The sequence below is a fragment of the Desulfoprunum sp. genome, from assembly GCF_053613775.1.
The window spans coordinates 25,001-38,036 of record NZ_JBSHXH010000007.1; the positions used below are offsets into that span (position 1 = coordinate 25,001).

Sequence of the window (13,036 nt, forward strand, 5' to 3'; positions counted from 1 at the left end):
CTCGACCGCTACTTGTCAAGGACGCTTATCATTCGTGCCGGCCAACTGGAACTGAGGGGGGAAACGCCATTGAAATACTTGTGTAAGCCGGCACTCGGGGCGCAAGGGACGGGGATAATAACAAGGCATACCAAGATGATACTGCCAAGCATACGAACTAGAAGAAAGAGTGACCCTGCATTCATTCCATGGGGAATTCATGGCGAATGAACGAACGAGGTAAATGTTCGCGCAGGATCGAATAAAAGGGCTGTCGAGCGACCAGACTGCGGCAGACCAGCAACTCTGTCCCTGCCGTCAGGATAGAGAGACTCCTGAGCGTCGTTCTGATCAGTGGATTGTCTTTACGGCGGATTCTGCCATAGTAACAAACCAGGACGGCGCCACACCCATGACTATTATCACTGTGACTAGAATCAGGGAGAGCGAGTTTGTCAGAAAACCAGTTTGTACATTTCCCAGGCCATTGCTGTCGGAACAGAAGGTCATGCGGACCACCGACAGATAGTAGTAGATGGCAATAGCCGTATTGATGGCAGCAAGTGTTACCAGCAGGAGATGGTCTTCACGCAGGGCTCCCAGCAGAAGCATGAATTTACCGGTAAAACCGACAAATGGGGGGATCCCGGCGAGAGAAAAGAGCGCCACCGTCAAGGTCAGGGCGAGGACCGGTGCACGTTTGTGGAGTCCGCTCAGGTCAGATATCCCGAGATTTTCCCCTTTGGCAGCAACCTGGCAGATAACGAGGAAACAGGCCAGATTCATAAGGGCATATCCGATGATATAGTACAGGGAGTTGGCGTAACCGGACTGCTTGAATGTCAACAGGCCGAGGAGAATAAAGCCTGCATGGGCGATGCCGGAAAATCCGAGCATGCGCTTGAGGTCTTTCTGTACCAGCGCCGAGAGATTACCGTAGAACATCGAGGCTATGGAACAGACCATGAGAAGATTGAGGACCATCTCTCCCTGGTGACTGGCGAGGGATGTCAAACGAATAAGCAAGGCCACGGCCGCCATTTTCGGCACGGCCGCGATAAACGCGGTGGTCTCGTTAGCAGCTCCCTCGTACACATCAGGAACCCAGAAGTGGAATGGAAATATGGCGAGTTTGTAAAAAAAGCCGGCCAGAATCATGAGCATGGCGACGACTGCCGCTGGACGATTTGCCAGGATCGGCAACTGCTGTGCGAGCCCATCAAGGCTGGTCGTGCCGCTCAGACCAAAAATATAACTCATGCCGAAGAGCATGAAACCGGTGGCCATAACGCCGAAGAGCAGGTATTTGATGCCTGCCTCCATCTGGAAAAAAATGCCTGTGGTGGTGGTTCGCATCGGCACCATTATATAGACGGCAAAGGACGACAGTTCCAGGGCAATGAAGATGGCCAGCAGTTCGACGCTGGAAACCAGCATCATCAGGCCAAGATTGGAGACCAGGAGAAAAAGGTAGTATTCAGGGCGAGAATCCTGCTTAATCCCTGAAAGTCCGTTGCCGAACAGAAAAACGATGAGGGTGGCCGCTGCTATCAATACCTTGAAAACCTGGGAGAATAAATCAACCCGGTAGGCACCGTAGAACAGATTTCCTGCCTGATTGAGACAGAGCACGGTTGTAAAAAGTATCACGGCTGCGGCGGTGACTGCACAGTTCTTGATTGTCGCCTCGCTGGGCTGTCCGAGAGACAGCAGGAAGAAGAGAAGACCGGCGCCGAGAATCGTCAATTCAGGAAGAAAGAGCATCGTGGTACCTTGGATGGTCGTTATATGTTAGTCAATGATCAGTACATGCCAGCTGCGGTGATCGCCTGCTGGTAAACATGGAACTGATCGAGCAGGTTGACGACACTGCTGTGCATCATGGCAAGAAACGGCTGTGGACCCAGACCTATCCAGAAGACAAAGAAAAGGAATGGCGCCAGGGTTACTATTTCTCTGCTGTTCAAATCGGTCAGCCAGGATTGGTCGGGGTTGTTCATCCCTCCCCAGATGATCTTCTGCAGCATCCGCAACATGTAGGCGGCGGCCAGCACGGCACCCGGTATCGCCGCCAGGGCCAGGGGAATATCGTGGCGGAATGCTCCGGCCAGGATCATGAACTCCCCGACAAAGCTGTTTGTCCCGGGAAAGGCCAGGGACGAGAGGGAGAAAATACCGATCAGGGTGACAAAGACCGGCATATACTGGCCTATGCCGGTGGCGGAACTGAGCTCACGGCTGTGTGTCCGTTCATAGATCATGCCGACACAGAGGAAGAGGGCGCCGGTGGTGATGCCGTGGTTGATCATCTGCAGGATGGCCCCTTCAATCCCGTCGATATTGAGGACAAATATCCCCAGAGTAACGAAGCCCATATGGCCGACCGAGGAATAGGCGATCAATTTCTTCATGTCCTGCTGGGCCAGGGCCGTCAATCCACCGTAGATGATACCGGCAATGGAAAGCCACAGGACATAGGGCATGAGGGTGGTGGTGGCATCCGGCGTAATTGGCAGGGCGAAGCGGAGAAAGCCATAGGTCCCCATTTTCAGCAGGATGCTGGCGAGGATGACCGAGCCGGCAGTTGGTGCCTCAACATGGGCGGCCGGCAACCATGTGTGGAAGGGAAACATCGGCACCTTGATGGCAAAGGCGAGGAAAAAAGCGATGAAGAGCAGGATCTGGGCAGTAAACGGGTAGCCTTTCCACATCATATCCGGGATGAAGAAACTGTAACTGTTTGCAGTGTAAAGCCAGATTATTGCAACAAGGAGGAGGATCGATCCTGCCAGGGTATAGAGGAAAAATTTGACCGAGGCATAGATCTTGCGTGGCCCACCCCAGATCCCGATAAGAAGATACATCGGGATGAGCATGGCCTCCCATAAAATATAGAACAGGACAAAGTCGAGGGCGACAAAGACCCCGATCATCGCCGTTTCCATGATCAACATACAGATCATGAATGCCGGCACACGGTCCTTGATATAGGTCCACGAGGCAAGAACGCAGAAGGGCATGATCAGCGTGGTGAGCAGAATCAGCAGGATCGAGATGCCGTCGACGCCGATAACGTAGGCGATATTGAGCGACTCGATCCATGGGTGGTATTCGGCGAACTGGAAGGCGGCGGTGTCACGGTCGAATCCAGGCAACAACCACAGTGAAAGCAGGGCGACAAGGCTGGTGACAGCAAGGGTCCAGTAGCGGGCGAAGTGTGGGTCACGGACCACGAACAGCAGCAGCGAGCCCGCCAGTGGGAGGAAAATCAGGGTGCTGAGTAGGGGAAAACCCTGGTTAAGCAGTAATTGATCCATTGCCAACGATCCTTGATGTCAGAGAGTTATAACCAGACATAGGCAGCCAGAAAAAGAGCGACAAAGGTGATTGCATAATAGAGGGTCATCTGGATCTGCCCCTTCTGGAGGAAGAGGCTTATTCTGCCGCCCAGCCCCTGGACGAAACGTGCCGTCCCGTCGACGACGCCATCGATGCCGTTCCAGTCGAACCAGGCGGAGAAACGGGCGATCGTCATCAGTGACACCAGGCCGACGACCCGATACGCGGCACCCCAGGCAGTGTCGAGCCATTGCAGCGGTTTCTCCGCCACCCAGAGAAAGCCGCGACCGGCCAGGCGATAGAACCAGTCGAGATCGAGACTGATAGTTGCCCGGGCGGCCAGCCTGCCTTTGAGGAAATAAAAGGCCAAGGCGGTAAAAGCGAGAATTTGCAGGGTTTCAGCCATATGGGGGATCGTGTACGGGTGAAAGGCCACGTCCGTATGCGGCAGCATCGAGTAGAGAAAGGGGGTATAGGATCCGATCAGCAGACAGAAAAAGGAAGCGATCCACATGGCCAATCGCATATTCCATACAGGATCGGCGGCCTTTTCCAGAGTTGCAGAGGTACAGCGTGATTCACCGAAAAAAATCAGATAAGGCAGCCGCAGTCCGGCGACGAGAAAGGTCCCGGCCGAGACGGCGGTCAGCAAAAAGGCCGCCCAGTACAGATGGGATTCGAAACTGGCGGTGATGATCATCGATTTGCTGACGAAGCCGGAGAAGAACGGAAAGGCCGAGACCGAGACTCCCCCAACCACCATGAACAGCAGGGTCAGAGGCATTTTACGGTAGAGGCCTCCCAGTTCAGTCAGCTTGGATTGTCCGGTGCAATGGATAATCGCCCCGGCCCCCATGAACAGCAGTCCTTTGTACAGGATGTGGGCAAAGGCATGGGCGCAGGTGCCGTTGATCGCCAGGGCGGTGCCGATGCCGACGCCGGCGACCATGTAGCCGACTTGGCTGACGATTTCCCAACCGAGCAGCCGGCGAATGTCGTTTTCGAGGATGGCGTAGATGATACCGTAAATGGTCATTACCACGCCGAGGACAATGAGGATGTCGAAGCCGGCGAAGGCGCGGGCCAGGGTATAGATGGCAGTCTTCGTGGTAAAGGCGCACATGAAGACCGCGCCGGTGATGGAGGCCTTGCTGTAGGCATCCGGCAGCCAGGAGTGCAGTGGCGGGACCGCGGCGTTGAGCATCAGGCCGATCATGATCAGCCAGGTGTAGAGTTGGGTGTTGTGTTCATCGAGCAGGCTGAAGCCGAGATCCCCGGTTGCCTGGTAACGGAGGACGAAGCCGAAGAGCAGCATTACCCCGCCGAAGGTGTGGACGAGGAGGTAACGGTAGCCGGCGGCCAGGGCGTCCTTGTCGGAATTGAACCAGATCAGGAAGGTCGAGGCGAAGGCCATCATCTCCCAGAACAGGAAAAGCACCAGATAGTCGCCGCTGTAGATGACCCCGAGGGAACCGGCGACATAGAACCAGGCGGCAATATGCTGCCACTCGTCCTCGACATGGAGGCCATAGATTGTGCCGATGATGGCCATCAGGGCCATGATGAAGGCGAAGATGGTCGACAGATTGTCGATTCTACCGAAAGTCAGCGTCCATCGATCCATGAAGGTGACAACGCCGTATGTCCCGGGGAACTGATTGAGGTAGAGGACGTCGCAAAAGGCCAGGATGGGGATGAGGCACAGATACGGTTTGCGGAACGGTCCGCGGATGAAGGGGAGGAGGAGGGCTCCGGCAATCATGATCAATGCCGGGTGGATGAAGCTACCGGTCATAATAATCCTCCCTGGTCTGGATGCCGCATTTACCGAGCCAACCGGAAATAAAAATCAAAACGGAAGCGGCAACAAACCCGAAAATGGCCCAGAATGCCGGGATATGCTGCTCCACCCAGGTATGGGCATGGTGGGTGTCGACCGCTGCCAGGCTCCAGATGACGATGGCTGCGGCGGCGAGCAGAGAGAGCACCCGCACGGTCCTGGGCCACTGTTTGAGCCAATCGATGAAACTGACTATCATCCTGTCACCGCCTTGACGAAGTTCATCATGTATTGGGGAAAGATGCCGATGAGGACCGAAATGAAGCAGGCGATCAGTATCGGTATGAGCATGGACAACGGTGCCTCGCGGATGCCGATATAACCTTCACCGGCGGGGGGCTTGTTGAAAAAGGCCTTGAAGGTCACCGGGGCAAAGTACGCGGCGTTGAGGAGGGTGCTGGCAATCAGGATCAGCAGAATACCGATCTGATGGGCTTCCATCGAACCCACAAGCAGATTCCACTTGGTGATGAATCCTCCCACCGGCGGAGCGCCGATCATCGACAGCGAGGCGATGGCAAAGGCCCCGAAGGTGAACGGCATGGTCTTGCCCAGGCCTTCCATTTCGGAGATGTTCTTCTTGTGCGTGGCGACATAGATGGCACCGGCACAGAAGAACAGGGTGATCTTGGAGAAGGCATGGTTGACGATATGGATCAGCCCGCCTTCGATCCCGGAAGGAGTCAGCAGGGCGACACCCATGATGATATAGGACAGCTGGCTGACTGTGGAATAGGCCAACCGGGCCTTGAGATTATCCTTGGAGAGGGCGATAATCGACGCCATGATAACGGTAAAGCCGACAAAGTAGGCGGTGGGGATGCCGAGGTTGAGGGCATCCATGGTGTCGACGCCGAAGATATACAACATGACCCGGGTGGTACAGAAGACCCCGACCTTGACGACGGCCACGGCATGGAGCAGGGCCGAGACCGGTGTCGGGGCGACCATCGCTCCCGGCAGCCAGTGGTGGAAAGGCATGACGCCGTTCTTGGCAAAACCGAAGAGACAGAAGATATAGAGCATCGTCACCAGCACCTTGTTCACGTCGTCGGGGAAGATCCCGGTCGAGATGTTGGCGGCGAAGTCGAGGGTGCCGGTCAATACATAGATCAGGATCATCGCCGGCAGCAGGAAGAACTTGGCGGTCGCCGTCAGGTAAACGATGTATTTACGTGCCCCTTTGTAACCTTCCGCGTCCTGATGATGGGCGACCAGTGGGTAGGTGCAGATCGAAACGATCTCGTAGAACAGATACATCGTCAGAAGATTGTCGGAAAAGGCCACCCCGATGGCCCCGAAGATCGCAAGGGCGAAACAGGCGTTGAAGCGGGTCTGGGCGTGTTCTTTGAGCCCCCGCATATACCCCATCGAATAGTAAACGGCGATGGTCCACAGCGATGAGGCGACGAGGGCGAAGATCATCGACATCGCATCGGCCCGGAGGGTGATGGTCAGGCCCGGCAGGATGGTGAACAGGTGCAGGACGAGGATCTTGCCCTTCAGAACCGGAGGAATCAGCGAACAGACGACGCCGAGCAGCAGGATCGAGGCCACTGACGAAATCCCCTCCCTGACGTTTTCATCATTCCCTCTGAACATCACCGCGAGCGCACCGGCCAGTGGAATGAGCAGGGCGACAAGGAGCGATGGGGAACTGACGACTGTATGCATGTCCATATGCGATAGTTCCTTAACTAGCCTTTGAGGTGTGCGGCATCCGCCGTCTCGATCGATTTGAGATGACGATAGAAGGCGACGACGATACTGAGGCCGATGGCGGCCTCGGCCGCGGCGATTGCCATGATGAACAGGGTGAATATCTGCCCGAGCGCCGGATCGGGGGCGGTGAACCGGTTGAATGCCATGAAATTGATCGAAGCCCCGGCCAGAAGGAGTTCGGCGGCGATAAGCATGCCGATCAAAGTTCGGCGGGTGATGAGGCCATAGACGCCCATGCCGAACAGCAGGGCGGCGATGACGAGATAAGTGGTCAATTGATTGTGCAGTGTCAGCAGCGGCATTAATCTTCCCTCCCGCCTCGGGCGATGACGAGGGCTCCAAGGATAGCAATCAGCAACACGATGGAAATGAGTTCGAATACCATCGAATGGTTGGTCAGCAGTTGGATCCCGATGGTCTTGACGGAACCATCATTGATCTTTTTCACACTCGTCCATTCGGTCTTGAAGGCGAGTGACACGAGACCGGAGATCAGCAGCAGGACAGTGATCAGGCCGAAAGGACCGGAGAGGGCATTGGTTGGGCCAAGCCTCATTTTTTCTTCCGGGGCGGCCAGCATGATGGCGAAGGAGATCGCCACTGCCACGGCACCGATGTAGATGAGAATGTGCATCATGGCAATGAAGGGTGAGTTGAGGAAATAATAGATTCCCGCTACCCCCACAAAGCAGATGACAAGGCCGATGACAGCCCGGACAAGTCGTTCGGCGCTGCACGCGACGATGCCGCCGATCACGGTGACCATGAGATTGAAGAGAAAGAGCAGGGCGACAAGCCCGTCCGGACTGAACAGGGTCTTCATCATTGTTTGCTTTCCTCCAGTCGCTTGAGGAGATCGAAGTGATAATCCTCTTTCCGGGTGCTGGCCAGGTTGTATTCCTTGGAAAACCGTACCGCCCCGAAATTACAGGAGTCGACACAGGAACCGCAGAGCGAACATGTGGTGAAGTCGAGTTTATACGAAGTGAGAACCTTCTTCTTGCTGCCTTCAGGTTTTTCACCGGCGATGGAGATGCAGTTGGACGGGCAGGCCTTCTCGCACATGCCGCAGACGACACACAGGGGTTGGCCGTCCTCGCCCGGGATCAGTTCGATGTGGCCGCGGTACCGGGCCGTCATCTTGATGCTCTCGTGGGGATAGTGGACAGTGATCTTTGGTTTGAAGAATTCCTGGAAGGTGATGCCCATGCCGACAAACAGGCTCCAGAGTCCGGAAAAGATATCATTGAAATATCTGAACATGGCTAGAATACCTTCAGTAGACCTGCGGTCAGCAGCAGGTTGAAGAGGGAGATCGGGATCAGAACCTTCCAGGACAGGTTGAGCAGGCTGTAGATGGTCGTCCGGGGAAAGGTCCAGCGAATCCAGATGAAAGTGAAGATAAGGATGTATATCTTGACGATAAACCACCAGACCCCGGGCACGAGACCGAAGGGGCAGTCCCATCCGCCGAGAAAGAGGATGGTGGTCAGGCAGGCGCCGATGACGATATTGGCGTATTCGCCCATGAAGAAAAGGCCGAAGCCCATACTCGAATACTCGGTGTGGTAGCCGGCGACCAGTTCGCTTTCAGCCTCGCCGAGATCGAAGGGGGCGCGGTTCGTCTCGGCCAGCGAGCAGACAAAGAAGATCAGAAAGGAGACCGGCATGAGGATGTTGAACAGGCCCTTCTGGAATGGCCAGATATTCCAGTGCCAGAATCCACCGCTCTGCTTGTGGACGATCTCCATCAGATCGAGCGACCCGGCGATCATCACCACCGTGATGGCGGTGATCAGCATCGGTATCTCGTAGGCGACGGCCTGCGAAACGGCACGAACCGAAGAGATCATCGAATACTTGTTGCGCGAACTCCAGCCGCCCATCAGCAACGCCATAGCGCTCATCGAGCCGAAGACGAAGATCATCAGCAGACCGATGTTGACGTTGTGGGCGACAATGGTGTCGCTGAACGGGATGGTGACAAAGCTGACGACGCTCGGGAACATCGCCAGGACCGGAGCGATGACGAAAATGATCTTGTCGACCCCGCCGGGAATGAGAAGCTGCTTGGTCATGAGCTTGATGCCGTCGACCGGTGGCTGCAGCAGGCCCCACGGGCCATTTTCGGTTGGGCCGGGCCGGCGCTGAATGAAGCCTGCCCCCTTGCGCTCGGCCCAGACCAGATAGGCGGCGTTGGTGGCGACAAAGGTGATGGCGATGATGACGGCGGCCAGGACGTTGAGCAATGTGAGTGACATAGTGTTCCCCTTATCTGTCCATCTCCGGGATGACCAGATCGAGACTGCCCATGAAGGCGAGGGCGTCCGCAATCAGCATACCCCGGCAGGCCTCGTCGAAAAGATGCATGTTCGAGTAGGTTGGTGAGCGTAATTTGAGGCGGTACGGACTCTTGTCGCCATCGCTGACGATGCGGATGCCGAAGCTGCCCCGGCCGGCCTCGACGGCTGTGTAATAATCGCCCGGCGGCAGTTTGATGGTCTTGGGTTTCTTCTCCGGATTGACAGGACCGTCCGGCAGTTTATCGAGCCCTTGCTCGATGATGCGAAGCGATTGCTCCATCTCCTCCATCCGGACCAAATACCGGGCGTAGGAATCGCCTTCGTTGTAGACCGGGATATCGAAATCGAATTCGGAGTAGACGGAATACGGTTCATTGCGGCGGACGTCATAATTGATCCCCGAGCCGCGCGCCACCGGCCCGGTGGCGCCATATCGCTGGCACAACTCGGCAGAGACCGGACCAATACCCGTCAGCCGCTTCATCAGGATGATATTGGTGGTCACCAACTTGTGGTACATCTTCAGGGATTTGCGCATCCGCTTGATGAAACGCCGGGTGCCTTCGATGAAGTCGTCGTCAATGTCATTGTAGAGGCCGCCGAAACGGAAATAGCAATAGGTCAGACGCGAACCGGTGATTGCCTCGAGCAGGTCGAGGATCTGCTCGCGATCGTCAAAAGCGTACATGAGTGGCGAAAAGCCGCCGAGATCCATGATAAAGGCCCCGAACCAGACGAGATGCGAAGATATCCGGTTCATCTCGACGGTAATGGCCCTGATGTACTCGGCCCGTTGAGGCACCTCGATCGATGCGGCCTTTTCCACGGCCAGGACATACCCATGGCAGTAGGCCATGGCGGAGAGATAGTCGAGACGGCTGAGGTTGGGAAGGTACTGGGCGTAGGTCCGGTTTTCGGCCATCTTCTCATGCATCCGGTGGATATAGCCGATGACGGTCTCCGCATCGTAGATGTACTCGCCGTCCATGGTCATTTTGACCCGGAGCACGCCATGGGTGGCCGGGTGCTGCGGTCCCACGTTGAGGATGAAGGTCTCATCCGGCTGCAGGACAATTGGCTCGCTCATGCTTTGAAATCCTTTAGGAGTGGGTGAAAGTCGGCATCTTCGGGGAGAAGGAGAGGAATGAGGTGGGGATGTCCCTCAAAGACGATACCGAAAAAATCATGGGTCTCCCTCTCGTGCCAACTCGCTCCGCTGTATATCCCGGTGATTGTAGGGAGAATCGGATTGGCGCGAGGGGTACGGGTGCGGACAACGACGCGGCAGAGATCGAAATCGTAGCGGCAGAAATCGTATGTGGCCTCCAGTTGCCCATCCTTGATCCAGTCGACGCCGGTGATGGACTCGATGAAAAAGCCATGGTCATACAGAATGCCGACAGTAGTCAGGAGCTGATCCGGTGACAGCCTTACATCCAGATGATACCCCTGTTTGGCATAGTTGCAGTCGAACACCCCGATTTCCGCCTCAGCCGTTTGGGGCTTCTCGGCTTCAAGTTCAGCAACAGCTGGTTCCGCCGGAGCCGGAAAAAGGTCTCTCAGTTTGTCTTTGACGGTCTCGATTATCATTGGTCCTTCCGATCAGGATGTCTGCTTGACATATGCTTCCGGTTGTTACTCGGCCTTGACCTTCGGCCATCTCCGCCAGCCGGTGATCTTATACTCGAGTTCGATGATTCCCTCGATCAGGGCCTCGGGACGAGGAGGACAGCCGGGGATGTAGATATCAACCGGCAGGAACTTGTCGGCACCCTCGATGATGTTGTACTGCCCTTCATAGACGAACGGCCCTCCGGAAATCGCGCAATTTCCCAGGGCGATGACCCATTTCGGTTCCGGCATCTGGTCGTAAAGCGTTTTGATCCCCGGGGCCATCTTCTTGTTGACGGTTCCGGCAACGATCATCACGTCGCTTTGTCGCGGCGAGGGACGGAAGACCTCGGCGCCGAAACGGGCCAGGTCGAAGCGGGCGCACCCGGTGGCCATCATCTCGATGGCGCAGCAGGCGATACCGAAGGTGAGCGGCCAGAGCGAGTTGGCACGACCGAGGTTGATGAGTTTATCGGCAGAGGCGAAATGGATTAACGACGCAGGTATGTTTTCCGTTCCCACTTAAATACTCCCTTGATCCAGGCATAAATGACGGCCAATGACAGAATTGCGACGAAAAGAAGGATTTCGACAAAGTCTCGGTAGACGAACATCGGGTCATTGTATGCAAGGGCCACGGGAAAGAGGAAAAGGACATCGACATCGAAGGCGAGGAAGATCAGGGCATAGAGGTAGAAGACCACACCATAGCGGATCCAGCTGTCACCGATGGGGTCCATTCCGCATTCGATCGGTTGGAGGGTTTTGTTCCGGATATTCCTGGTGCCGAGCGGCATGAAGAGATAAACGATGGCAATCGGACCTAGGGCGAAAACGAAGCCGCCCAGGATAAAGGCCGCGATCCAAATGACACTGTCGCGATAGAGAAATTCAGTGAACTGAGGTTCCATGTGTACTCCATTCGCTTAAAGGTGTTTTCTTATACCAATCAAAATTGAATTTGGATAGATAAAACATGTTCAATAATGATGATACAAAAAACATAAAAAATTGTTTAACTGCGCAAGTATATACCACCTGAGCCGAACATGCTGCAATCAACTTTTGCTTGACATCCAGAGTTCCGCAAATTGTGAGATGGTATCTCCAGGTCCATCCGGTCCGGCTATATATCAAAAAAACTTGTGAAATGCAGGATACATGCTATGATGCTGGGGCGTAGCACAGGCGGTGAGATGTTCATTATCAAAAAAGCTGAAGAGCAGGGTATCGTATGCCTATCACACTGAGACAACTGGAGATTTTTATCGCGGTTGCCGAGACTGCCCAGGTGACCAAGGCGAGCAAGAAGCTCTTTGTTACCCAGTCAGCTGTCAGCATGGCCCTGGCCGAGTTGGAGAACCAGCTTGGCGGCTCCCTTTTCGACCGGCACGGCCGAAGCCTGCTCCTCAACGCCCGCGGCCGCTATCTTCTGCCGCTTGCCAAGGATATCACCTGTCAGGTCAGCAATATCGAGACAATCATGTCCGAGCGCAACGATACGCTCGAAGGACATATCGATATTGTCGCCAGCACCACACTCGGTAATTATATCCTGCCGTATCTCGTGGGGGCATTCCGCAGGGTGCATCCCCGCGTGTACATCAATCTCCTGGTCTTCAACACGGGGTATGCCGAAAAGTTGATCCTTGATGGCCAGATGGATATTGGGTTTGTTGAGGGTCCTCTGTCGAAAAACAAGGAATTACGAGTACATCCATGGTTTCAGGATGAGTTGGTGATTCTGGTCGGGGCCACCGATCCACTCGCCCATAACGATGTCTTCGATGTCAAGAGAGATATCAAGGACCGGAAATGGATTCTGCGCGAAAAGGGGTCGGGAACGGATGCCATCTTCCGGGAAAAGATGAAGGAGTACTTCCAGGATATCAGCGTGGTGATGGAGATGGGGCACCCTGAGGCAATCAAACGGGCGGTCGAGGCCGGCGCCGGTATTGCCTGCCTGTCGGCCCTCTGTATCTGCCGCGAAGTGGAGAATGGCTGGCTCAAGAGTCTGCAGGTGGAAGGGATCGATATGAAGCGTCAGTTGCAGATCATCTCCCGCATTGACAAGGAGATCAGTGACGCCCATGCCGAATTCCTCAATTTCTGTGACGTGATGTCGACGTGCAATGACGAAAGCGTCTGTCTGTCGTCGCCATGGAAGCTGCAGTCAATGCTTGCCCGGCATTCCTCCCAGAAGAAACAGGAATCGGTGTAGGCAGCCCCCCCCCCCTCTCAT

At 55.4% G+C, this 13,036-nt stretch carries 15 protein-coding genes (1 of these 15 only partly in view); 2 read left to right on the forward strand and 13 right to left on the reverse strand.

The annotated features are described in order from the left end of the window. Positions 1–55, forward strand: the final stretch of a protein-coding gene (locus tag ACWGKN_RS14245) for a hypothetical protein (protein WP_452095502.1). The gene continues 125 nt to the left of window position 1, outside the view; only the last 55 of its 180 coding nucleotides appear in the window; its start codon lies beyond the left edge, outside the window; the stop codon is at positions 53–55. Between the two features lie 275 nt (positions 56–330). Here ACWGKN_RS14245 and ACWGKN_RS14250 read toward each other — a convergent pair whose 3' ends face one another. The 13 genes from ACWGKN_RS14250 to ACWGKN_RS14310 are packed head-to-tail and all read right to left on the reverse strand — an operon-like array spanning position 331 to position 11,705. After that, positions 331–1,743, reverse strand: coding sequence for an NADH-quinone oxidoreductase subunit N (locus ACWGKN_RS14250; RefSeq protein ID WP_035232072.1), 1,413 nt, complete (start codon positions 1,741–1,743; stop codon positions 331–333). Positions 1,744–1,781: 38 nt separating this feature from the next. Continuing rightward, positions 1,782–3,296: a complex I subunit 4 family protein gene (locus tag ACWGKN_RS14255; RefSeq protein WP_035232070.1), complete on the reverse strand. Its 1,515-nt coding sequence runs from the start codon at positions 3,294–3,296 to the stop codon at positions 1,782–1,784. A gap of 26 nt (positions 3,297–3,322) precedes the next feature. Then, a complete protein-coding gene (locus ACWGKN_RS14260; RefSeq protein ID WP_452095503.1) occupies positions 3,323–5,113 on the reverse strand; it encodes a Na(+)/H(+) antiporter subunit D in 1,791 nt (596 codons plus the stop codon). Beyond that, positions 5,103–5,357: a hypothetical protein gene (locus ACWGKN_RS14265; RefSeq protein ID WP_035232066.1), complete on the reverse strand. Its 255-nt coding sequence runs from the start codon at positions 5,355–5,357 to the stop codon at positions 5,103–5,105. Before ACWGKN_RS14265 ends, ACWGKN_RS14260 begins: the two co-directional genes overlap by 11 nt. After that, entirely contained in the window at positions 5,354–6,838 is a 1,485-nt protein-coding gene (locus ACWGKN_RS14270) for a monovalent cation/H+ antiporter subunit D family protein (RefSeq protein ID WP_424253157.1), read from the reverse strand. Before ACWGKN_RS14270 ends, ACWGKN_RS14265 begins: the two co-directional genes overlap by 4 nt. Before the next feature lie 17 nt (positions 6,839–6,855). Beyond that, a complete protein-coding gene (nuoK, locus tag ACWGKN_RS14275) occupies positions 6,856–7,182 on the reverse strand; it encodes an NADH-quinone oxidoreductase subunit NuoK (RefSeq protein WP_035232064.1) in 327 nt (108 codons plus the stop codon). Continuing rightward, positions 7,182–7,706, reverse strand: coding sequence for an NADH-quinone oxidoreductase subunit J family protein (locus ACWGKN_RS14280; protein WP_052160226.1), 525 nt, complete (start codon positions 7,704–7,706; stop codon positions 7,182–7,184). The genes nuoK and ACWGKN_RS14280 overlap by 1 nt, the downstream gene beginning before the upstream one ends. Continuing rightward, complete coding sequence (locus ACWGKN_RS14285) at positions 7,703–8,143, reverse strand: NuoI/complex I 23 kDa subunit family protein (RefSeq protein WP_424253154.1); 441 nt, start codon at positions 8,141–8,143, stop codon at positions 7,703–7,705. Before ACWGKN_RS14285 ends, ACWGKN_RS14280 begins: the two co-directional genes overlap by 4 nt. 2 nt (positions 8,144–8,145) lie before the next feature. Beyond that, a complete protein-coding gene (nuoH, locus tag ACWGKN_RS14290; RefSeq protein WP_035232060.1) occupies positions 8,146–9,141 on the reverse strand; it encodes an NADH-quinone oxidoreductase subunit NuoH in 996 nt (331 codons plus the stop codon). A 10-nt stretch (positions 9,142–9,151) separates the two neighbouring features. Further along, positions 9,152–10,270, reverse strand: a complete 1,119-nt coding sequence (locus tag ACWGKN_RS14295) for an NADH-quinone oxidoreductase subunit D (RefSeq protein WP_035232058.1) — start codon at positions 10,268–10,270, stop codon at positions 9,152–9,154. Next, positions 10,267–10,773: an NADH-quinone oxidoreductase subunit C gene (locus tag ACWGKN_RS14300; protein ID WP_035232055.1), complete on the reverse strand. Its 507-nt coding sequence runs from the start codon at positions 10,771–10,773 to the stop codon at positions 10,267–10,269. Before ACWGKN_RS14300 ends, ACWGKN_RS14295 begins: the two co-directional genes overlap by 4 nt. Before the next feature lie 45 nt (positions 10,774–10,818). Next, the gene (locus ACWGKN_RS14305) at positions 10,819–11,316 is read right to left on the reverse strand and encodes an NADH-quinone oxidoreductase subunit B (protein WP_035232053.1); all 498 of its coding nucleotides are present in this window, start codon (positions 11,314–11,316) and stop codon (positions 10,819–10,821) included. Beyond that, positions 11,286–11,705 (reverse strand): NADH-quinone oxidoreductase subunit A, encoded by a 420-nt coding sequence (locus ACWGKN_RS14310; protein ID WP_052160225.1) that lies wholly within the window; start codon positions 11,703–11,705, stop codon positions 11,286–11,288. The genes ACWGKN_RS14305 and ACWGKN_RS14310 overlap by 31 nt, the downstream gene beginning before the upstream one ends. 323 nt (positions 11,706–12,028) lie before the next feature. Between ACWGKN_RS14310 and ACWGKN_RS14315 the strand changes: the two genes are divergently transcribed. Continuing rightward, positions 12,029–13,015, forward strand: a complete 987-nt coding sequence (locus ACWGKN_RS14315; RefSeq protein ID WP_035232051.1) for a LysR substrate-binding domain-containing protein — start codon at positions 12,029–12,031, stop codon at positions 13,013–13,015. Positions 13,016–13,036 lie beyond the last annotated feature (21 nt).